This window comes from Desulfovibrio gilichinskyi (genome assembly GCF_900177375.1).
Taxonomy (GTDB): Bacteria; Desulfobacterota; Desulfovibrionia; order Desulfovibrionales; family Desulfovibrionaceae; genus Maridesulfovibrio; species Maridesulfovibrio gilichinskyi.
The window spans coordinates 105,395-126,566 of the sequence record NZ_FWZU01000004.1; the positions used below are offsets into that span (position 1 = coordinate 105,395).

At 42.7% G+C, this 21,172-nt stretch carries 20 protein-coding genes; 10 read left to right on the forward strand and 10 right to left on the reverse strand.

Annotated elements, in window-relative coordinates:
• Positions 1-85 precede the first annotated feature (85 nt).
• From B9N78_RS11960 to B9N78_RS12000, 9 genes are read left to right on the forward strand one after another with little or no spacing between them, the layout of a single operon-like run.
• Positions 86-1,345 (forward strand): PP2C family protein-serine/threonine phosphatase, encoded by a 1,260-nt coding sequence (locus B9N78_RS11960; RefSeq protein WP_085103327.1) that lies wholly within the window; start codon positions 86-88, stop codon positions 1,343-1,345.
• Positions 1,346-1,372: 27 nt separating this feature from the next.
• On the forward strand, positions 1,373-1,681 hold the full coding sequence (locus B9N78_RS11965; RefSeq protein ID WP_085102574.1) for an STAS domain-containing protein: 309 nt from the start codon (positions 1,373-1,375) through the stop codon (positions 1,679-1,681).
• 52 nt (positions 1,682-1,733) lie between these two features.
• Entirely contained in the window at positions 1,734-2,483 is a 750-nt protein-coding gene (locus tag B9N78_RS11970) for an ABC transporter permease (protein ID WP_085102576.1), read from the forward strand.
• 6 nt (positions 2,484-2,489) lie between these two features.
• Entirely contained in the window at positions 2,490-3,293 is an 804-nt protein-coding gene (locus B9N78_RS11975) for an ABC transporter ATP-binding protein (protein ID WP_085102578.1), read from the forward strand.
• Positions 3,294-3,308: 15 nt separating this feature from the next.
• Positions 3,309-4,268 carry an MlaD family protein gene (locus B9N78_RS11980; protein ID WP_085102580.1) on the forward strand — a complete coding sequence of 320 codons (960 nt, stop codon included), beginning with the start codon at positions 3,309-3,311 and terminating at the stop codon, positions 4,266-4,268.
• Positions 4,265-4,879 carry a hypothetical protein gene (locus B9N78_RS11985; RefSeq protein WP_085102582.1) on the forward strand — a complete coding sequence of 205 codons (615 nt, stop codon included), beginning with the start codon at positions 4,265-4,267 and terminating at the stop codon, positions 4,877-4,879. Before B9N78_RS11980 ends, B9N78_RS11985 begins: the two co-directional genes overlap by 4 nt.
• Positions 4,880-4,893: 14 nt before the next feature.
• Positions 4,894-5,286: a DnaJ family domain-containing protein gene (locus B9N78_RS11990; RefSeq protein WP_085102584.1), complete on the forward strand. Its 393-nt coding sequence runs from the start codon at positions 4,894-4,896 to the stop codon at positions 5,284-5,286.
• Positions 5,287-5,288: 2 nt separating this feature from the next.
• Positions 5,289-6,674 carry a WD40 repeat domain-containing protein gene (locus B9N78_RS11995; protein ID WP_085102586.1) on the forward strand — a complete coding sequence of 462 codons (1,386 nt, stop codon included), beginning with the start codon at positions 5,289-5,291 and terminating at the stop codon, positions 6,672-6,674.
• A 48-nt stretch (positions 6,675-6,722) separates the two neighbouring features.
• Positions 6,723-8,057, forward strand: a complete 1,335-nt coding sequence (locus tag B9N78_RS12000) for an ATP-dependent 6-phosphofructokinase (RefSeq protein WP_085102588.1) — start codon at positions 6,723-6,725, stop codon at positions 8,055-8,057.
• Positions 8,058-8,896: 839 nt separating this feature from the next.
• On the opposite strand, the gene B9N78_RS12005 is transcribed toward B9N78_RS12000, so the two are convergent.
• The 8 genes from B9N78_RS12005 to B9N78_RS12040 form a co-directional block, all read right to left on the reverse strand.
• Positions 8,897-9,784: a DUF4238 domain-containing protein gene (locus tag B9N78_RS12005; protein WP_085102590.1), complete on the reverse strand. Its 888-nt coding sequence runs from the start codon at positions 9,782-9,784 to the stop codon at positions 8,897-8,899.
• A gap of 318 nt (positions 9,785-10,102) precedes the next feature.
• Positions 10,103-11,440, reverse strand: coding sequence for an HD domain-containing protein (locus B9N78_RS12010; RefSeq protein ID WP_085102592.1), 1,338 nt, complete (start codon positions 11,438-11,440; stop codon positions 10,103-10,105).
• An 80-nt stretch (positions 11,441-11,520) separates the two neighbouring features.
• Positions 11,521-12,789, reverse strand: coding sequence for a dihydroorotase (locus B9N78_RS12015; protein ID WP_085102594.1), 1,269 nt, complete (start codon positions 12,787-12,789; stop codon positions 11,521-11,523).
• A gap of 15 nt (positions 12,790-12,804) precedes the next feature.
• On the reverse strand, positions 12,805-13,728 hold the full coding sequence (locus tag B9N78_RS12020; RefSeq protein WP_085102595.1) for an aspartate carbamoyltransferase catalytic subunit: 924 nt from the start codon (positions 13,726-13,728) through the stop codon (positions 12,805-12,807).
• 63 nt (positions 13,729-13,791) lie between these two features.
• Positions 13,792-14,934, reverse strand: coding sequence for an amidohydrolase family protein (locus B9N78_RS12025; RefSeq protein WP_085102597.1), 1,143 nt, complete (start codon positions 14,932-14,934; stop codon positions 13,792-13,794).
• A gap of 45 nt (positions 14,935-14,979) precedes the next feature.
• Positions 14,980-15,327, reverse strand: a complete 348-nt coding sequence (locus B9N78_RS12030) for a hypothetical protein (protein WP_085102599.1) — start codon at positions 15,325-15,327, stop codon at positions 14,980-14,982.
• Positions 15,328-15,419: 92 nt separating this feature from the next.
• Positions 15,420-16,385, reverse strand: a complete 966-nt coding sequence (sppA, locus tag B9N78_RS12035) for a signal peptide peptidase SppA (RefSeq protein WP_085102600.1) — start codon at positions 16,383-16,385, stop codon at positions 15,420-15,422.
• Positions 16,386-16,546: 161 nt separating this feature from the next.
• Entirely contained in the window at positions 16,547-16,801 is a 255-nt protein-coding gene (locus B9N78_RS12040) for a hypothetical protein (protein WP_085102602.1), read from the reverse strand.
• Between the two features lie 1,036 nt (positions 16,802-17,837).
• Here B9N78_RS12040 and B9N78_RS12045 point away from each other — a divergent pair.
• Positions 17,838-18,677 (forward strand): class I SAM-dependent methyltransferase, encoded by an 840-nt coding sequence (locus tag B9N78_RS12045; protein WP_085102604.1) that lies wholly within the window; start codon positions 17,838-17,840, stop codon positions 18,675-18,677.
• A 68-nt stretch (positions 18,678-18,745) separates the two neighbouring features.
• Here B9N78_RS12045 and B9N78_RS12050 read toward each other — a convergent pair whose 3' ends face one another.
• Positions 18,746-19,666: a zinc dependent phospholipase C family protein gene (locus tag B9N78_RS12050; RefSeq protein ID WP_085102606.1), complete on the reverse strand. Its 921-nt coding sequence runs from the start codon at positions 19,664-19,666 to the stop codon at positions 18,746-18,748.
• Between the two features lie 117 nt (positions 19,667-19,783).
• Positions 19,784-21,169, reverse strand: a complete 1,386-nt coding sequence (locus tag B9N78_RS12055) for a phospholipase D-like domain-containing protein (RefSeq protein WP_085102608.1) — start codon at positions 21,167-21,169, stop codon at positions 19,784-19,786.
• Between the last annotated feature and the right edge of the window lie 3 nt (positions 21,170-21,172).

The following is a 21,172-nucleotide window of genomic DNA, read 5'->3' on the forward strand; positions in this document are numbered from 1 at the left end:
AGAGTATAAACTTGCATGATCGGGCCGTCTTCTGCACATATCTATTCGAGTGCTGTTTAAGGTGGAAATAAGCGGGGAAAGTGTTTTGACTAACCAAGCCGGTAGATTGAAAAAGCTCATTCAGGCAAATGAAGTTCTGGCGAGCATAGAGTCGCTGGTAGATTTACTGCCTCAGCTGTTAAGGTTGGCGCAGGATGTTACCGGCGCTGAAGCGTCTTCTATCATGCTCTATAATAAAGATAAAAATATCCTTGAATTTGCTTTGGCCATGAATGATGTGCTGAGTGAAACGAGGATGGACATTTTGAAAGAGCGCATTGAGTTACCGCTTGGTAAAGGCATTGCCGGATGGGTGGCTTTACGTAAAGAGTCTTTAAATGTTGTAGACGCTCAAAATGACATTCGTTTTTCTCGTGAAGCGGATAAAAAAACAGGCTTTGAAACACGGTGTATACTATGTGTGCCTATAATTCATAAGAACGAACTGCTGGGTGTTGTACAGGTTTTAAATTCAAGTGCTAAAGATTGTTTTGATGATGAAGATCAAGAACTACTTGAGAGTTTCGGGCATCTGGCCGGAGTTGCGCTTGTTCGTTCTGAACTGATGATTCAAAGACTTCATCAGCAGAGATTTGAAACACAGCTTGAGGCTGCATCAAGAATTCAAAAACAGTTTAACCCCAAAAATCCTAAACTTTCCGGCGGAAATCATATATGGGGGAATTCTGTCCCTGCTCATTTTGTGGGTGGTGATTTATATGATTTTATACCCAATTCAGACGGAAGCTGGTATGTTTATGTTGCTGATGTTTCAGGGAAAGGGTTGCCTGCCGCGCTGATTATGTCTGCTTTATGGACTAGAATCAGAGCCGCTGCGGCAAAAGAGCTGCTGCCTGATGACATGATGGCTGAAGTTAATAAGGCCGCTTTTGAATTCATGAGCGGTGAAATGTTTGCGACGATGGTGCTAGTCCGTTTTTATCCTGAGAGCGGGAAATGCAGCTACTGTGTTGCAGGTCATCCTGCTCCGCTGCTTGTAACTGATGGAGAAGTTCAGGAACTTGAAAGGCCGTTAGGACTTCCAGTTGGTATTGTAGGTAAAGAGAAATACGGCATAGCTGATATATATCTTAAAGAAGGGCAGTCCTTTGTTGTTGTCACGGATGGTGTTGATGAAGCCCGTAACAATGATAAAGAGTTTTTCGGAACAGATCGGCTTGCAGAAAATTTGAAAAATGCAGAAGTACTTCCACGCGGTAAGGCTCTGATTAAGGGTGTTTCTAAGTGGAGAGGAAGAACCCCGCCGAATGATGATACAACTGTAATTGAAATTTACAAATCGTGAAGACTGTTTTTAAGTAAGGAGTTGTATATGAGTTTTGGTTGGAAACTAGATGTTAGTGCCCAAGAAGCTCTGATCAAAATCAGTGGTGAAATTGATTTTACAGGAACTCCTGCGCTTCGCGATGAGCTTCATAAGTGCATTGAAATTACCTCTGGTGAACTCAGGGTTGATCTCTCTGAGCTTGAATATTTAGACAGTTCCGGTCTTGCTGCTTTAATCGAACTCAGGCGAATCCTTACACAGAAAAATAGATCTGTTACGATAATTGCTGTCACAGAACAGGTTGGTAGACTCCTCCATCTTACACAGGTGAAAAGCTTATTCGGTATGGAATAGAAAAGTGAGCCTGTTTCATGAAAGGCTGGTATGAACAAGCGGAGCCGCTGTTATGAAAGATTTGAAGGTGCTGGCATGGATGATTTCCCGACTTTTGGGAAGCCTGCGCCTGAGAACGGGGCGGGAAAAAACTTTTTATCGTCAAAAACTTTATAAAGATCTTGCAAGCGTCGGCGCTGATTCTATTCCTATCGTCAGCGTGATCGCCGGTTGTACAGGCATAATTCTCGCTTTGCAGTCTGCGCAGCAACTTGAAAAGGTCGGTGCTGTCAGCTATGTCGCCAGCCTTGTCGGGCTTACAATTATCAATGAACTTGGTCCTCTTTTAACCGCGATTATCATCACCGGACGCTCAGGAGCAGCTTTTACTGCCGAAATTGCAACCATGCAAATCTCTGAAGAGATTGATGCCCTTGAAGTTATGGGTATCGAACCTGTCCGTTTTCTTGTCGTTCCTAAAATGATCGCCATGCTTATCATGGTTCCCTGTCTTACTGTCTGGGCTGATTTTGTCGGAATAGTTTCAGGCGGTATTTTTTCATCTGTAGCTTTAGGGATTAACGAAGTTACATATTTCAATAACACCGTTGAATTTTTAAAGTTGAACGACGTTTTCGCCGGACTGGTAAAGAGCGGCGGCTTCGCCGTTGCGATCACTGTGATTGGATGCTGGCAGGGTTTTCTTGCGCGTGAAGGCGCGGCGGATGTCGGCCGTAAAACTACAAATTCTGTTGTTATATCAATATTTATGATTATTTTGTTAGATTTGTTTTTTACAACACTTAATTTTCTTTTCCGCTAAATGATCATGAAAGTATCAAGACTTGCACAAGAGATAACATTAAAAGAACTCAGTCTCGGATATCCCGGTAAGGTTCTTATGGAAAACTTAAATGCGGTGCTTCCGTCAGGCAAGATCAGTGTTATTCTCGGCGGATCAGGGTGCGGGAAATCAACATTGCTAAGGCATATTCTGGGATTGAATATTCCTGTTTCTGGTGAAATATTCCTTGGGGATACTAATCTTACTGAGCTTAAGGATGAAGAGGAATTAAGACTTATCCGGACCCGCATGGGGGTGTTGTTTCAGGACGGAGCCATGCTCGGTTCGCTCACTCTGGGTGAAAATGTGGCTTTGCCGCTGCAGGAGCATACAGATCTTCCGGATGTAATTATCGAGGAAGTTGTGCAGATGAAGCTTCGGATGGTCGGTCTTGGTGAGTTTACTCATTATTACCCAAACCAGCTTTCAGGTGGTATGCGAAAGCGGGCAGGGCTTGCGCGCGCAATGGTTATGGACCCGACGACTCTGCTTTGCGATGAACCTTCATCAGGTCTTGATCCGATTACAGCCGCTGACCTTGATCAGCTGATCTTGAAACTTAAAGAGACATTTAATGTTACTATAGTCGTTGTCACACATGATCTCGACAGTCTTTTTAATATTGCTGATCATGTTGTAGTGCTGCATCAGGGGAGATGTTTGTATCAGGGCGATCTGGACGGGTTACGAGAGTCTGAAGATCAATACCTGATTGATTTTTTAGAAAGACGGCCTACTATGATAGATGATTCAATGGCGAGATCCGTAAAGTTTAGAAGCAGATTATGATTTTCGGGAGATAAAATGGTACTCAATCCGCGCAGCTCGAAGACTGATATTGTTAAGGCAGGGTTAGCCGCTCTTGCGGGACTGACCGTGCTGGGATTATTTATTGTTTTTCTGGGCGGACACGATTTTTTTTCTGACTATTCCACTTATAAAATTCAATTTCTAAACATAAAAGATCTGACTTCAGGACGACCTGTAAAATACGCAGGGCTAAGCGTCGGCAAGGTAAAATCCATAGAAGTTAATAAAGAACATCCTGAGCACATTTCTGTAGTCATTAACGTTGATAAAGATTTTGACCTCTATGAGGGGACTGTCGCAACAATTACTCAAAAAGGACTTGTCGGTGACAATTACATTCTTTTAGAACTTAAAAGTGAACCGGGCCCGAAACTTGTCCCTGGATCTATCATTCCGGTTGCTTTGACTCTAAGTATGGGGGATGTTGCTGCAGAAATCGGCAAAGCGGTAGCGGCGGTAGCTCCAAAGCTAGAAAAGGCCGCAGAAGGGCTTCAGACGCTTCTGACAGGAGATAATAGGGCAAACCTTGAAAAAAGTTTAAAAATTGCTCCTGACGTACTTCTGCAAACCAATGCAACTCTCGCTTCTTTCCAAAAAGAATGGATTAAGCTTTCTCGAACAGCATCCACTGGTATAAAATCTGGAACAAAAAATCTTGAGGCTTTAACTTTTGAAGTTTCGACTACTTTAAATAAGGCAGGAAAAGTTCTTGAATCTTTGAACAGGGATGTAAAAAACTCATTGCAGAATATGGATGGTGAAATCTCAAGAGTCGCTGATGGAGTTGACGGACTGACACTGGATCTGCGCAAAAATCTTGAATACGATCAGGAAGAAATCGAAGCAATTCTTTTGAATGTAAACAGGCTTTCCAGAGAAATGAACAGATTGGCCAGATCGCTTCGAGAGCGGCCGTGGCAGGTCCTTAATCCTCCTGAAGGGGCTGAAAAATGACGAAAAATATTTTTGGCATACCGTTACTTATCGGAGTTCTCTTTATTGCCGGATGTATCGGCGGAAAATCTGTCGAAACGTCATATTTGCGTGTCGGATTAAATCACGGTCTTGAAACGGCCTGCGAAAAAGTTAGATCTGATCTGCCGACTGTGGCGGTAAAAAGGTTTACAAGTCTTCCTGCTCTGGACCGTGAAACAGTCATTCTTGCTTCCGGTCCTGTCCTGACTCCTGATTATAGATGGAGCTGGGAAGGGACTCCTTCTGAAATATTTGACGCGGCTACAGGACCGGCCCTTGGCTGCATGAAGCATTATGAAGTCATTGCGCCTTATCGCCCGGGTGCCGATCGTGATCTGCTCCTTTCAGGGGAAATTTTATCATTTGAGGTTCAACAAAGTGAAGCAAATATTTTTAAGGGCGCAGTCAGATATTCTTTATGGGATGGAAGTGGTAAACGGTTGCTTGGACGAAAGCTTGTGGAAGCGTCGATTCCTGTTGAAAAATTAAACGGCCGGGCTATTGCTGTGGCTGCATCCGCCGCCTTGGGTTCAATTATGAGTCAGACTGCCGCATGGATTGATGGATACAGTAAAGAGATTGATCACTAGAAGAGGGCTTTGTGATGTATTTTATTGGTGCAATTGCTGAGGCTAAAATTAGAGAAGCAGAGGCAAAAGGAGATTTTAAAAATCTATCCTGCAAAGGGAAGCCGCTGACACTTGAAGATGACTCTATGATTCCAGCCGAACTGCGGATGGCATATAAAGCTTTAAAAAATGCAGGATATCTTCCACTGGAAATGCAGCTTCGAAAGGATATTCATTCAGCTCTTGACCTGCTTGAAAGCATGGAGGAAGAAAAAGAGCGTTATTGTCAGATGCAGAAGGTAAATGTACTTTTTGAAAAAATTAAACATATGCGCGGACAGAAAATTTCAATCGACAGCGAAGATGCATATTATCAGACAATAGTCGAACGGATGACCCTGAACAGCAATAAATTCAAGGATAAATAGGGATGATTCTTAGATTTTCAAAGGTTAAACTTCTTATTCTTTTCTTTGCCCTGATATTGGTAAGTATTCCGCTTTCATTAAGAGCGCAAAGCAACTCAAGTAGTAAAGAGCGAGTCGGACAAACCTATATAGACGTTCCGGCAGAGCTGAATAAAGGTACAGCTAAATCGTTAAAAGATTATGTTTCCGAGTTGTTGAGTAAAAAATATGTGAGCGTTGGAAAATTGTATGATGCTCCGTTTGAAGGACTTGAAGATAAAATATATATTTCGGTTACAAAGGAGAAGGCTATTCCTATTATTGCCGGCGGAGTCTCCTCTTATGCAGGAACTGAAGAAGGTCTTGCCGCGGCACTTTATGACGGGTCTATCCGTCTCTGGAGCACTTATCCTTGTAAAAAAGTGAAATTACCGTCCGGCAAAGGGGCGAGTCTTGTCGCATATGCACCGGGAAGCCCTGTTTTAGCTGCCACAGACAGTGATGGTGATAATTTATTTATTTATGATTTGAAAACATGTACCAGAATACCGGGAGATATTCCGGTTGAACATGGCCCTGTAAAAATGATGGCTATTTCCCGCACCGGCGACTGGCTGGGCTTGATAGATAGTTTTAATACGTTATTGTGTGGTCCTTCAAACGGTCCGTTAAAAGAATTATCCGTGCTGGAAGGAACTCCTCTTTTTATCGGTTACACACCGGGGCAGGGGATTTTGGTAGAGGTTGAAGCGTCCGGTAAAATTGTTTTGTGGGGTATGAATGATTTGTCCACAATCAACTCAGATGAAGTCCCGGATGGACCTTTTACCTCGGTTAGAATGTCCGGTTATGTTGTCTGTCTGCGCCGCGATGACGGCAAAGAAATTTATTGGGATCTGCGTAAGCGTAGTTTGGTTAAGAAATCTGAAGCATTAAAAGAATCTCCCTCTTGGGTTTATGAAAAGGACGGGGCACTTGTTTACTCAACAGGTGTAGATCGCTGGAAAGTCGCGGAGCATTTCGGGATGCCTATGTTCATAGTATCCTACTCTGCAAAAGAAAAATTGATCAGAGTTCGTGACCTTGACTCTAAAACTCGTTACTATAGCACCTTAGATGGAAAAGAGTTTTCAGAAATTAATACATCGGACTGGAAATTTGTCTCTCCTAAAAACGGTATATACAAGGCTGGTAAAAAGTCTTTTCGGTTTTTTGACTCTGTATGTCAAAAAGGAATTCAAAGACTTTATTGTCGGTATATTGATGGGAAAGGTTTTTATCTGTGGTGGCAGCAGGCAGGAAATGTAGCTGATCTGAATCCTCATCCTATGGAACTACCCGTCAGAGAATGTATTCTGGCTGATCAGCCCGCAGTTTGGACACCCCTGATTCAGGGAGAAATACGGTAACTTCACTTATTACTGGAGGTCGGACAGTATGTCCGAAGGAGTTTGAAAGTGGTAAAAAACTCAGTTAAAAAGAAAGAGCTGATAAATACCGAGATAGCTGTTCTTGGACAGGCTAAAATACCTTCTCCCTTGAAACGATGCTATTTCATTGAAGATAACGATAGGACTTTGGTTAATCTGGCTGAAGAAGACATGGGCTTAACTGATGACAATACTGTTTATCAGGAGTTCGAAAAAGCAGGCCCGCGTGCGTTTACTTATTTTGACCCGTCAAAGACGAAGTGTGCTGTAGTTACTTGCGGCGGTCTTTGCCCGGGGCTTAACGATGTGATCCGTTCAATTGTACTTGAAGCTCATTATCTTTATAAAGTTTCATCCGTGCTTGGCATTAAGTTTGGCTTGCAGGGATTCATTCCTAAATACGGCCACGACGTTGTAGAGCTGACACCTGATAAGGTCGCGAATATTCATCAATTCGGCGGGACTATGCTTGGTTCTTCCCGCGGTCCGCAGGACCCTGAAGAAGTGGTCGATGCCCTTGAACGTATGAACATCAGCGTTTTGTTTATGATCGGCGGTGATGGGACTATGCGTGCTGCACAGAAGATTGTTGCTGAGATTAGCAAGCGTAATGTCCGTATCTCAATAATCGGCATTCCGAAGACCATTGATAACGATATCGGGTTTGTTACGAAGTCTTTCGGGTTTGATACTGCAGTAGATAAGGCCACAGAAGCCATTCAGTCGGCTCATGTGGAATCTTTAGGGGTTGTGAATGGTATCGGCCTCGTAAAATTAATGGGGCGCGAGTCGGGCTTTATTGCGGCTCAGGCTACCTTAGCTCTTAAAGACGTAAATTTTGTGCTTGTTCCTGAACATCCTTTTGAATTTGACGGTGAATACGGCCTGCTCAAATCGCTCGAAACACGGCTGGATGAACGGCAGCATGCCGTAATCGTATGTGCTGAGGGAGCAGGGCAGGAGCAATGTGAATATACCGGAGAAAAGGACCCTTCAGGTAACCCTATTTTGTGTGATATCTGTACGTTGCTTATCCGCAAGGTCAAAGAGCATTTTAAAGAAGTCGGGAAAGATGTCACCCTTAAATTTATTGACCCTAGCTATATAATCCGTTCAGTTCGAGCCAATGCGAATGACTGTGTGTATTGCGGTTTTCTCGGCCAGCACGCGGTACATGCGGCAATGGCGGGTAAAACAGGCATGGTCGTGAGCAGGCTCCAAGCTAGATATGTCCATTTGCCGCTTGATTTAGTGACGCTGAAGCGGAAAAAATTGAATGTTAAATCTGATTACTGGAGAGCAGTGCTTGAGTCCACAGGGCAGGGGCATCTGCGTAATGATATGGAAAAAGATATCAGCTAGTTTTGATCGGGATTAAAGAGCAAAAAAGGCCGCGAAGTTATTAACTTCGCGGCCTTTTTTGCGCTTTAAGTAGCCATGGATTGAACATGGATACTCGGTTTACGCTTTAAGTAGCCATGGATTGAACATGGATACTCGGTTTACGCTTTAAGTAGCCATGGATTGAACATGGATACTCGGTTTACGCTTTAAGTAGCCATGGATTGAACATGGATACTCGGTTTACGCTTTAAGTAGCCATGGATTGAACATGGATACTCGGTTTACGCTTTAAGTAGCCATGGATTGAACATGGATACTCGGTTTACGCTTTAAGTAGCCATGGATTGAACATGGATACTCGGTTTACGCTTTAAGTAGCCATGGATTGAACATGGATACTCGGCTTGCGCTTTAAGTAACCATGGATTGAACATGGATACTCGGTTTGCGCTTTAAGTAACCATGGATTGAACATGGATACTCGGTTTACGCTTTAAGTAACCATGGATTGAACATGGATACTCGGTTTACGCTTTAAGTAACCATGGATTGAACATGGATACTCGGCTTGCACTTGAGTTATAAATATAAAATTATTAATAATGCGTCAAGGGGTGTTTTAAAAAAATCTTACTAATTAATAAATTTTTTCGTAGAAGGTGGATAACTCGGAATCAGAGTCTTAATTCTCAAAGAGGTAGCTTCTTGAATTATTAAGATTAAGCCAAAAGTCGAAATTGATAGGGGTGTTCATATAGTCCCGTAAACCTCCTTGTTCCATCATAAAATTGGTGATAATTACTTAGCAAAGAACTATCTTACTAATTTTTATTAAGTTTTTATGTACTATGGGTATTTTAATAAAAAGGCTCTAACTCCATTGGTTGCCAGCATGGATATTCGCAGCCATCTGTTCTACTCATTATTTTTCGAATAGATTCAAACGCCATTTCAGGATTACGACCTTCAAGAATGTGCAATGGAAAAGGTGGTTGAGGATAAACTCCAAGAACTTCTTTGTACATTTCTTCAGCCGTGGTTCTGTCATGGTGAGGGGATAAAATTAATGATTCATCAGACGCTTTTGCGAAGTGATAATTAAAAAAATGAGCAGCATCTTTCTCTAGTTGATAATCAGTTGTTTTATTGGGTTTGTTTGTAAAAGCATTCCAATTTTTTGGCATAGAGCAAGCTACAAAGCATAACATAGGAGTTAGTGGATAAAATAAGCAAGTATTTGGCAACTCAATAAAACCTGTCATAAAAACGGGATTATCACTTCTTACAAAAAAATCATCTTCATGAGCTAATAGCATACACCAATCTCTATTCGCTAAGAACTTGATATCCATACATTGCGTACATCCGACACGATCACGTTTAGGTTTTTTAGTGATACCAAATAGCTTCTTAGATGTATTTTCATACCTGATGAAGGCTGGTGTGCGAACCAGTTGAGATAGTAGGAACTGAGACCAGAGAATTCGTTCATCATCCGTTAATTCATTATAGCTACAGATTTTTTTGTATACAAGATTAGCGGTAGTCTCCAAATCTTTATTTAATGAATTTTCAACATCCCAAGACCATAACCCTCTCTTTCTACCCCATTGCTTCCAACCTTTGGGACATTTTTTGATTTGATTAGCATAAGAATGCCTATAATATGATATATACTTCCCATCATCCGCCCAAGCTTTGTTGGCAAACTTGGGGGAGTAATGGGATAAAGGTGGATTAGCCATAAGTTAACTCCAATATATTTTTAGCTGATACCATATTGTAGTGTTTTTTAACGTTCGATATTTCCATCTGTTAAGTATCTAAAATTGAAATTTTGCATCATTTCTATATGAAGTCTATTGGCTTAAGTTAATATTTTGAATGTCGGAATATTTCTTATATTATTACTTATACCAATATCGGCAACTTGTAACTCATCGTTGTACTTGTATAATGATTGTTTTAAATATCTTGTTTCAGATAAATATTTTCACAAAAGACAAAAAAGCCCATGCCTAAATATTTAGGCATGGGCTTTTAAAACTAATTGATATCAGCGGCTATTGGATCAGTTTTTCCATTCTAGCCTGATTTTTTACATACTCGATTGCTTCTTCCATTGTGGAAACATCACCTGAAATCTGTGCGATGAGCAGAGATTCACGAATGATACCGACAACAGGTCCGGGGTTGAGTCCGGTGTACTGCATGATTTCATTTCCGTTGAGGAAAGGATCAAGTGCTTCTTCCGGAATGTCCGCGCGTTCGAGCATTTTAAGGTTATGGTTGAATTCTTTATACTGTGATCCGCGGGCCTTGATGTCTGCACGGACCATTTCGATAAGGCGTGGGTATTCAGCTATAGCTTTAAATTTCCTGATACCCTTATCGGTAAGCATGAAATGAAAACGCATATGGTTGCGAACTATTCCGCAGATGAGATCCACATCCTCCTGCGGGAAGTTGAGGCGGGTAAGAATTTTTCTGGTAACTTTAGCTCCTACGCGATGGTGCTGCAGGAACTGCCATTCTCCGTCAACTTTTTCCGCGGTGAATACTTTACCAACGTCGTGGAACAGACATGCAACCACGCCGAACCAGTCGTAAGGAAGTTCTTCAGGGTAGAGGCGCATTACATCAAGGGTGTGATTAAATACGGTCTCAGTTTCACCTGTTTTGCTGTTTTTCACCTGTGTGAAGCGTGAAAGGCCCGCAATTTCAGGGATAAGTCCATGCAGAAGCATGGTTTCGAAAAGCAGAGAAACAAATATGTACATGTTTTCTGCTTCGACTTTGCGCCATTCATCCATGATTTCAGGGATTGGCACATAGTCTAAAATACGTTTGCATGCTCTGATGATGGATGCTTTGGTATTACTTTCAATGGGAAGATTATAGTTTGCAGCAAAGCGCAGTGCTCTGATTCCCATGAGGTAATCTTTTTTAAGAGTCTGGTCAGGAATTCCAAGAAAGCAGACTTCTCCAGTGCTTAGCGAGGCAAATCCTTCGTAAGGATCTCTTGCTTTAGGAATATAAGGACAAGCTGAAGACATTGGGATTTCTTGTTTCTTTTCCAAGGCCTTAAGCAGTCTCGGAGTCATGCGTGAAACGCACTCTTCAGGGTGAGAAGAGTTGCTTGTGTCAGACATGTAGAAATAGAAGGAGGATTCTCCTTCTTTCAAAATCGCTGTTACTTCGTTTTTTCCTGCTATTTGAATATTGGGAAAAAGCTTGCTCAGCCCCTTGAAATCGAGTTCGGTGGAAATATCAATGACTATTTCTTTACCTTTATCTTCAATGGTAAGCTTTTGAAGCCTTTCGCTGATAATGTAGGCGTCATAGCCGTTGCGCATAATGGTTTTACAAATTCCAACCGCGTCTTTAAAGGGTTCGCTCATAGTTTCTCCTTAAGGCGAAATATATTAAATCTTTAATCGTTTACCTAGTTTGCAGAAATGGTCTCTGCTGTTTCATGGAGTCATACTATTTTTTTGCCGCCAAGGAAATGACTTATCACCCGTCCTTTCAGGGTTTGCCTCAAGAAAGGCGTGTTTTTGCTTTTTGAGTGCATGTTTTCAGCACAAAGAGTCCATTCTTCGTCAGGAGCAAAGAGGAAGAAGTCCGCTACATCACCCTTTTTAAAACGGTTCAACGGTAGGGAGAAAGTTTTACACGGCGCAGTGGTCCACATTCTTATAAAATCGTCAAATGTGATTTTTCCGGCAGCAACAAGTGACCATGTAAGTGGCAGTGCTGAATCAATTCCTGATATTCCGCATGGCGCGACCATGAATTCAACTTCTTTTTCATGCGCTGCATGGGGGGCATGATCCGTTGCAAACATGTCGATAACACCTTCACGAATAGCTTGTAGAAGGGCTTCAACGTCGTCCGCTGTGCGCAGTGGAGGATTTACCTTTGTATTAGTCCCGTAGCCGTGCACAGCTTCTTCAGTAAGCAGCAGATAGTGCGGACATGTTTCAGCCGTAACCTTAACGCCGCGTTTTTTGGCCCATGCGATAAGATCAACTGATTTACGGCACGAAATGTGTGCAAGATGGATATGTATGTCGAGATATTCTGCGAAAAGCAGGTCCCGTGCAACTTGCGCAGCTTCCGCAACATCAGGCTGTCCGGCAAGTCCGAGAAGACTTGAGACTGCGCCTTCATTCATTCCTGCACCAAGTTCAAGATATGGATCTTCACAGTGATCAATCACAGGTTTTCCGGTATCTGAAGCATATTCTAATGCTCTGCGGAAAAGCTCAGTGTTTTTAACAGGTACACCGTCATTTGAAAAAGCAACGCATCCAGCCGAGGCAAGATCGTGCATAGAAGTCAGCTCTTCACCTTCAAGCCCTTTGGTCAACGCTCCGATAGGGAAAAGACGCGGTCCGTTTGGAAATGTCGCGCGGGCTTTTCGTATCATTTCAGAAGTGACTACCGCATTATCATTTACCGGGCTGGTGTTGGCCATGCACATAATGTTTGAAAAACCGCCGTGCGCGGCTGCTTTAAGGCCGGATGCAATGTCTTCTTTATATTCAAAGCCGGGATCTCTCAGATGCGTATGAACATCAGTAAGACTCGGCATCAGCAGATATCCTCTGGCAGCGACAACCTCGGCTCCTTCGTACATAGAGTCTGATGAAGGGATTATATCGAGTACCTTTCCGTCTGCTACGAGGAGATCGACCTCTTCACCTTTCCATACCGCTTTGCGGATAACCAGTTCAGGATTGGTCATAGTCAATTTTCCTTATTATTTCTTGCGGGTGAGATAGAGATAAAGAAGTGCCATACGCACAGCTACGCCGCTTGCCACCTGATCTAGCACAAGGCTGGCGGCTGAGTCAGCAATTGCTGAATCTATTTCAACACCGCGGTTTATCGGGCCGGGGTGCAGTATTTTAACATCCGGTGAAGCCAGTTCCATCTGCCGTTGACCCAGTCCGAAATAGCGTGAATATTCCCTCAAATCTGGAAGGAGTCCGGCTTTTTGTCTTTCGAGTTGCAGTCGCAGACACATGATAGCGTCGACACCTTTGGACGCCGCGTTTACGTCAGAAAAAACTTCAACAGGCCAGCTTTTGATATTTGGCGGGAGAAGAGTTCTAGGTGCGCAAAATCTGACTTTCGCACCCATCATGGTAAGCATTATTACGTTTGACCTTGCAACTCTACTGTGAGCTATATCGCCCAGAATGAGCACCGTTTTGCCCTCGAGTGATCCCCATTCCTGATAGAGTGTGAATCCGTCCAGCAGAGCCTGAGTCGGGTGGGCGTGTCTGCCGTCTCCGGCGTTGATAACGCTGCAATCAAGCCTTTCGGCAAGGAAGGCGGCTGCCCCGCTGGCCCAGTGGCGGATAACAACTCCGTCAATGTTCATGGCTTCAAGAGTAAGGCCGGTGTCTTTAAGTGTTTCCCCTTTGGTTAAGCTGCTTGAGCTTTTAGCAAGAGAGAATGTGTCGCAGGAAAGTCTTTTCCCCGCCATATCAAAAGAAGTTTTAGTTCTGGTGCTTGGCTCGGCAAAAAAAAGGACCACGCTATGGCCTTTTAATGTCGGTACTTTTTTTACCGGACGGGAGTTAATCTCCCGAAAGTAGGTGGCTGTTTCAAAAATATGAGCCACGTCCTCTTTCGAGAGCTGTGTAATATCCAGTAAGTCTTTGTGTCGCCACTCCATAAGCTGTCCTCTGCTTGCGCCTGTTTTTGAGGCGAGATTAGCGGTTTGCCGTATATAACGGAGTTATAGGAATAAAAGATCTTCAAGATGGCTTGGAACAGTCGCAAAGACCGGTCTTTTTCCAACTTCAATTGATCCGTATAAATTCTCTACCATCAATGCTTTAGCACCGTTTTTGGTAACCAGAGACAAAGCCTGCTGGGTTGTAAGGGGAATTTTGATATTTTTTAAGAGATATTCCAGTTCGTTCCACATATTCAGGTCATGGTTGGATGCTATGCTGTCAGTGCCTAAACAGGTGTTGATACCGGAGCTGATGATTTTTTCCCACGGAGCGCGACCTTCGCCGATGAATTCATTGCTTCGCGGACACAGGCAAACGTTGGTTTTCGTTTCTGCTAATATGTTTATATCATTATCTGAAACTCTTACGCAATGAATCGCCAGTGTGGAGTCGTCAAGTATTCCAAGTGAAAGAGCGTATTCCACAGGGGAGAACCCTTTCTTGCCGCAATCTGCCAGCAATCCTGCTCCGCTTAGCATCTGGGCGAACGCACCTGTTCCTTTTGCTACTATTTCGTCCTCTTCTTCGTTTTCAGCCAAATGAATAGAGTAGGGACGGTTTGCCGCTGAATCCGCTTTTTTAATAGCGCGGAGCATGTCAGCATGAGTAGAGTAAGGAGCATGTCCCGCACCTGACAAGCGGCCGAGAGGGTATGTTTTATCAGGAAAGAATGATGCTCCCTCTTTCGGAATCTGCGGTCCTATAGCTTCACAGAAAGCGTAGAATCCGATACCTGCTTCGTGCAGAAGTTCCGCAACCTTAGAGCAGTTTTGCGTAGAGATATCAGCGCAAAAAGCTGTTCCGGTTTTAAGCATGGATGAAACAGCATTACGGATTGCAGTTTCATCTATGGCATAGGTGGCGTTGCTAAGCAGTGATATTATCCAGGGCATGAACCCTTGGCCCTGTAAGGTTTTCCCTTCAAGGTGCGAAAGTTCAAGGTGAACATGTGCATTGATAAGGGCGGGGACAAGAATCACATCCCCTAAATCGGTTACGTCACCGGAAAAAGATTTTTTAATAGAGGACCATGTTCCTGTTTCCAGAATCTCGGTTCCGTTGTGGATACAGGCAAAGTCTTCGACTAATCCCGTTCCTTCCTGAAGTGTTATGGCTTTAGCCGCTCTGATACAGTTTTTCATAAGCAAAAAAATGCCGGGCCAAATGGCCCGGCTGAGTTTGTTGTTTTATGGTTGTTCATAAAAGACATAATTAGTGGAGTAGTCACTGAATTCAAAATAGACTTTCTTTTCGTCAGGATCATTTATGCCGTTGAAGTTGGCATCAAGAACACCGTATCCGAAACGGTAAGGGCGATAGAATTTGTCATCGGTTCCGGTTGCTGTGGACAACTTATCAATTTTTACAAACTTTCTGACAAGTTTACCGCCGGAATAAACTTCAAGAACGCCATTAACACCGGTCCAGTTCTGAATAGATCTGCCGATTTTATTTTGAGTTTCCTGAGTACATCCTGCGATCAAAACAAAAGAGACCAGAGTAAAGACTGCAAGTATGATTTTAATTTTGTTCACTGTGAATTTCTCCTGAGAGTGTTTGCCCCGTCTGGCGACAAACTTGCAGTTCATACATCTTTTTGTAACTAAAGCAAAGGATACCTGCGGTGCTATTCTGCGGCCGGATACCATAGATAATGAAAGCCGGCCTTGGGCGGCAGAAAATGTCCGGCATCTACATTAATAAGTGAAGGAGCAACTGCCTGTGATGATGCCGAATTATACAAAGTGTCGTTTGGATAAGTCTTACGTTTATACGTGATGACTTTTGCATCCTTAGAAATACCGGCAAGTTCACAAGCTTTATCAACAGCGTCCGGAATGTAGCCTATGCTGTCTACAAGACCTATTTTTTTTGCATCATCAGCACTGAAAACTTGCGCGGTGAAGATTTGTTTGAGGTCTGCTTCAGATATTGAACGGTGTTTTTTTACCAGTGACTTAAATCTGTTCGCATAATTGGTAATGATTCCATCAATTATTTCTTTCTGCTCAGGGGTATCCGGTTTGAAAGGGGCTCCCATATCTTTGTTGCGTCCAGATTTGGATACTTCAACTGAAACTCCGATTTTATCCATCAACCCTTCAAATTTCGGGCGGATGAAAATAACACCGACTGAACCGGTAAGAGTTGTAGGATGTGCCATGATCTCATCAGCCGGCAGACTGACATAGTAACCGCCGGAAGCAGCAACATCCATCATGGAGACAACAATCTTCGCCCCTGTCTTTTTCTTAAACAGCATGAGTTCGTTGTATAGAACATCACTGGCTGTCACCGATCCGCCGGGGGAATTGATTTTCAGCACCAATGCTTTGATGTTTTTGTCTTTTTCAGCGAGTTGCAACCGTGAGGAAACTTCTTGGACCAGACTTGGTCTTGCGCCGAAAAGGCTGTCCTTTGCCTGGTCGGAAATTGTTCCGTCAATTGATATAACAAGTACTTTATCTGAAGCGTCACCTTGAATAGTTTTTTCCAGTAGAGGGTCAGTGCCGTCCGGGAAAAGGTTCATTTTGGGTTGGCAGCCACAAATCAGTGTTGCAATCAGCAGGATAAAAAGGGAAATTTTTTTCATTTAAGAATACTCCGTTTGTTTGACTTAAAATAGCAGAACAGGAGTTTTTAAGCAAAGGATGTCTTCAGGAGAATGCTGAAAAAAAGGTGGCCCCTTGGAGAGTGAGATCCAAGGGGCCTGATGTGAGTGAGGAGTGCAGTATATATAAAATTAGCTGAACGCTAAGACATGCGAGCAAGTTGACGTTTGTACTCAGGGGAAATGTTAAGTCTTTCGATGTCGCGAAGGTTAACAAGAGTTCCTCTCATTTGAGCGCGGTCACGCTGTCCGCTACGGAAGCATAATGCTGTCCATACTGGAAGCCATAATCCGAAAGTTGCAAGGGTTATAACAGCGTGGAGGCTGTGGTTGACATTACTTCCGCTGAGAGCGTGACGCTTAGCTGCCCATGCTTTGATAGTTCTTAATGTGTACATTTTTATATCCTCAAAAAACTGGTTAGTTTTGTTTCGTTTGCAAGTCCCAACTATGTCCGGTCTCAATGCAAGTCAACAGCAATCAATGTATTAACTTAAAAAGTATAGTAAATTTTATTCAGCATATTTTGCACAATATAACATGCTAAAATATAAGTATTAATATTGTAGATCCTGTTTTTTACAAGTGTTTTTAGTCAATTTTTTTGGAATTGATTTTGTAATCATTGCAGAGACTAAAGTACTCGTTGCTATGATTCTTACATTTATGTTTAACAATAATGGTAAGAATTATGATGAATTAATAGTTTGATTTTATTAAGTTTAATAAATTACGCTATAATTATTTGCCAATTTTGTAATTCGCAATAAACGAATTTGGCATCTTTGAGTGATTGGTCAATCATACGCTGTTTATATTGTTTTAGTACAATGAAGATATATCTGATGCAGTACTGATGTATATCTGATGCAGTAATTCTAATAGTTGCATTAAATTTTAAAAAGTTACATTGATTATACATTGCTTGTCAGTTGTAAATAAGAATGGCAAAAATTAATCGGGTTTCAGGAATAAAATTTGTAGGTATGAGAATAAACAAGAATTTTAGAATTGTTTTATTTAAAACATTAGAATTTTATTCTTAATAATGGTCTGTTTTTTTAGGTCATAGGTAAATAAAAAAATATTAAAGGGTCAAAAAAATCTTATTTGCTAAATTTGCCTTTTGAAAATGAAGAAACGCGCAAGTTTCGAAGGATTCAGTCCGTCGGGTATAACTAGGTAATACATTGTGTTTTTAGGAAGTTGACTGTGCTGATATGTTTTTATAAATAAAGCGCATGTATTCCTAATTCGCTATAAGTTAAATCGTAATTTGTCTCTATGCGCTTAGTACGAAGATCCAATGATTACATTTTAGGTGATCACCTGAGTGTTATAGCGTGCAGAAGCACGAATGTAATGCATCGAATTTTAAGATTCTGGTGCAGTTATTTGTGTATTTAAAAAACGAGCATTTTCTTGGAGTACATAATGATCAATAATTTAATAAGGTTAGTTAATAGTCCCGTCTCATCAGCTTCTCTTTGGAACTCCGCATACAAAATCCCATGGAATGATCCTGTCTTTAGTGCAAGGATTTTAAGAGAACACCTTTCGCAAAATCATCAACTTGCCAGCCGTAAAACTGGAGTAATAGACGCACAAGTTAAATGGATCAGCGACAATTTCCTTAACTGTTCTTCGATGAATATTCTTGATCTAGGCTGCGGCCCTGGTCTTTATTCGCGTAAACTTACTGCTGGTCTTCACCAATATACCGGTTTTGACTTCAGTCCGGCATCTATCCAGTATGCTCAGCATGAATACGCCATCAAAGGACAGTGCGAGTTTATTTTGGGTGATATCTTAGAGGTTGATTTTGGAGCGAACTATGATCTTGCCATGATGATTTATGGTGAGGTTAATGTCTTTTCTCCAAGAAATTGCAGACATATTCTCTCAAAAGCATATGAAGCTCTTGCTTTAAGAGGGACTTTGTTAATCGAAGTTCAAAGCTTTGATGCAATAGAAAGAATGGCTCAAAGTCCTAACACTTGGAGTAGCGCAGAAGCCGGGTTATTTACTGAATCTCCGCATATTTGCCTAACTGAAAACAGATGGTTTGCTGACGAAACAACATCTTTCCAGCAGTTCCATGTGATTACAGGTGATGGAGATGATCATGTTACGTACAGAAGCACAACAAAAGCATGGACTGAAGATGAATTTGAAACTTTACTTCGTAGTGCAGGATTTGTAGGGGTGCGTAAACATACGGAGTGGCCAAACGCAAACAGTGATTTAATACTCTTTTCAGCTACTAAGAGTTAATAGAAACGGCCTCTTGCGTAAGCAGGAGGCCGCATTTGTAAGTGCGCTAGGGGCATGAATAGAAATGTTTAAGAAAAGAGACGAGGAATCCGGAGTGATGGATCTTTAAGTAGGCAGTCCACGCCTTCACACTTCGGGAGCTCAGTAATAATATTAGATACTTCAAATCTAGGCGCAAATTTAAGCGGGCGTTTTAATGAATTTCGCCACGTCTTATCTGCTTTAGCAAGTGCAAGGTGGTCGCTGCCGATGGGATCAAAGTTCAGAGCAATCGCATTATGCGGGTCGCAGAGCATGTTAATTACAAGCCTATATGAATAGTCGAGTATGGACTCAAGGTACTCAGCCTGATACGCAGGCACTACCTTTTTTGAAAAATTGAGTGAGGCGTTAATGGATTTTTTTTCCAACAATCCTATGCTTTGCCGGAAGACCCGCTTTTTCAGTAAAAAGCTTAATTTCTTGGAATCCATATATTCACGCAGACTGAGATCCGCGTCATGATTGGGTTGCTTGAACAGCCTCGCCGCCTGCTGCGATGACCAGTTGGCCTGATCATCTGCCAGCATTTCAATATATACATGACTGATCTTGCCGCCGGATGGAGCCTGTTTTATAAGATTCGGTACATAATAATTATGAGCAACAATATCCGCCGCAAGGTGTGAGAGGTAGCCGAGGGCATATGCCGTAAGGTGTGGGTCTTTCGCTGAGTCTAAAAGAGCAAATCCGGTTTGCCAGTTATGACTATGTTTTTTCTTGGCTTTGCTTCCTTTGCCTATAAAGATATCAGCACTCAGGCACCCGTATAAAAAAACAGCTGAGTTCGCGATCAGCATTCTTGCTATTCCGGCAGGAAGGAGTTCAGGCCTAGCAAGCACTGCGTTGCCTATTGCCATGTGGATTCCGGGGCCCCATGCATAAGATGTGGCCGCAAACCCCAGAAGAGTCAGCGCAGTAAAAAATAAAACCAGAACTGTTTTTTTCATATTCCTTACAGATTTTGTTCCAAGCGTTGCGAGCTGTTTACCTTTTAACTAAGGTCTAATTGTAAAGAGTAGTGCCGCCTCGGTTCGTGGTCAAGGGGTAATAAAAATGAACCACTTCTATAGAAGCGGAGCAATCAGCCTTGCCACTCCCTCTGCTGTGTCGCGCATCGGACCGACCGCTTGAACTCCCTGCTTGCCTTCTTTCATGAGACTTTCGACCCAGTCATGCACAGGTTTAATCTCTGCTTTGGAATATGAAAACATTACTATTTCGTAGTTCAGAAAAAGACTGCGCATATCCATGTTTGCCGATCCTACAACTCCCAGTCTGTCATCAACCACGACTACCTTTGCATGGACCATGTGAGGATATTTAATTACTTTGCCGCCGCATTCAGCCAGTTCGCGCAGGTGCGTTCCACGGGCAAGGTCTGCAAGTCTGTGGTTTGATTTTTCAGGAACCAGAACCCTCAGATCAACACCTCGCTGAGCCGCAAGTCTAAGGGCCTGAGCAAGAGCCTCGTCCGGTACATAGTAAGGTGTAACAATCCAGAGACGCTTTTCCGCAGTATAGGCCGCAGTCAGCAGGGCGTCATGGACAGGATCTTTAGGAACGTCAGGTCCGGAAGGAACAACTTGCACAACCCCTTTGCCGCTTTTTTCAGAAACTTTTCTGCAAGGAGGAATTATATTAACTGTTTCTCCTGAGGCGAATTCCCAGTCGGACTGAAAGACTTCTAAATAATGGCGCACAGCCGGTCCTTTCAAAACAAAGGAAAGATCCAGCCAGCGGTCTTCAAAAGGAGTGGGTCCGATATATTCCTTGGCAATATTCGTCCCTCCGGCAAGAACAAGCTTCTGGTCGGCAATTGCTATTTTACGGTGATTACGCAGATTGGTCCGTCCATGAAAAGGAGCTCTTAGAAGAGGCATGAAGTAGGCGACCTTGCCTCCATTTTTAAGCAGAGGGGCAAGAAATCTTCTGGAAGTAAAGAGCGAGCCTATATCGTCGAGCAGCAGTCTTACGGTGACACCGCTGGCAGCTTTTTTTGCCAGTTTTTCAACAACAGCCTTTCCTATTTCATCGCGGGAAAGAATAAAAGTTGTGATGAGAATCTGGTGCTCGGCTGTATCAATAAGTTTGATCAGTTCATTATATGTTTCCACCCCGTTCTGACAAAGCCGGACTTCATTGCCGCATGTTGCGCCTGGAATTCCATATTCGCGCAGAAGAGCATCAATGGGGTCGGCGTCTTCCAGTGGAATGGTATCCTGACCGACAAGGTGGATATTCTCTTTGGTATGAGCATCGCGTTTAAGTTTCCGCCCGCCTAAAGCAAGGTAGAGCGGTACTCCTATATATGGTGCGAAAAAGATAACCATCAACCATGCAAATGCGGAGGATGAAGTCCTCTGCTTGCGCAGAATGGACATTACAAGAATAGCGGCAAGTAAAAAACCGCAAACAACAGCAAAATGCCAGAAAAGTAAATTCCATTCCATAAC

What these genes read in the sequence shown, in the direction of transcription:
- B9N78_RS11965 (WP_085102574.1), top strand. Translation starts at nt 1,373, where the DNA reads ATGAGTTTTGGTTGGAAACTAGATGTTAGTGCCCAAGAAGCTCTGATC.
- B9N78_RS11970 (WP_085102576.1), top strand. Translation starts at nt 1,734, where the DNA reads ATGAAAGATTTGAAGGTGCTGGCATGGATGATTTCCCGACTTTTGGGA.
- B9N78_RS11975 (WP_085102578.1), top strand. Translation starts at nt 2,490, where the DNA reads ATGAAAGTATCAAGACTTGCACAAGAGATAACATTAAAAGAACTCAGT.
- B9N78_RS11980 (WP_085102580.1), top strand. Translation starts at nt 3,309, where the DNA reads ATGGTACTCAATCCGCGCAGCTCGAAGACTGATATTGTTAAGGCAGGG.
- B9N78_RS11985 (WP_085102582.1), top strand. Translation starts at nt 4,265, where the DNA reads ATGACGAAAAATATTTTTGGCATACCGTTACTTATCGGAGTTCTCTTT.
- B9N78_RS11990 (WP_085102584.1), top strand. Translation starts at nt 4,894, where the DNA reads ATGTATTTTATTGGTGCAATTGCTGAGGCTAAAATTAGAGAAGCAGAG.
- B9N78_RS11995 (WP_085102586.1), top strand. Translation starts at nt 5,289, where the DNA reads ATGATTCTTAGATTTTCAAAGGTTAAACTTCTTATTCTTTTCTTTGCC.
- B9N78_RS12005 (WP_085102590.1), bottom strand. Translation starts at nt 9,784, where the DNA reads ATGGCTAATCCACCTTTATCCCATTACTCCCCCAAGTTTGCCAACAAA.
- B9N78_RS12010 (WP_085102592.1), bottom strand. Translation starts at nt 11,440, where the DNA reads ATGAGCGAACCCTTTAAAGACGCGGTTGGAATTTGTAAAACCATTATG.
- B9N78_RS12015 (WP_085102594.1), bottom strand. Translation starts at nt 12,789, where the DNA reads ATGACCAATCCTGAACTGGTTATCCGCAAAGCGGTATGGAAAGGTGAA.
- B9N78_RS12020 (WP_085102595.1), bottom strand. Translation starts at nt 13,728, where the DNA reads ATGGAGTGGCGACACAAAGACTTACTGGATATTACACAGCTCTCGAAA.
- B9N78_RS12025 (WP_085102597.1), bottom strand. Translation starts at nt 14,934, where the DNA reads ATGAAAAACTGTATCAGAGCGGCTAAAGCCATAACACTTCAGGAAGGA.
- sppA (WP_085102600.1), bottom strand. Translation starts at nt 16,385, where the DNA reads ATGAAAAAAATTTCCCTTTTTATCCTGCTGATTGCAACACTGATTTGT.
- B9N78_RS12040 (WP_085102602.1), bottom strand. Translation starts at nt 16,801, where the DNA reads ATGTACACATTAAGAACTATCAAAGCATGGGCAGCTAAGCGTCACGCT.
- B9N78_RS12045 (WP_085102604.1), top strand. Translation starts at nt 17,838, where the DNA reads ATGATCAATAATTTAATAAGGTTAGTTAATAGTCCCGTCTCATCAGCT.
- B9N78_RS12050 (WP_085102606.1), bottom strand. Translation starts at nt 19,666, where the DNA reads ATGAAAAAAACAGTTCTGGTTTTATTTTTTACTGCGCTGACTCTTCTG.
- B9N78_RS12055 (WP_085102608.1), bottom strand. Translation starts at nt 21,169, where the DNA reads ATGGAATGGAATTTACTTTTCTGGCATTTTGCTGTTGTTTGCGGTTTT.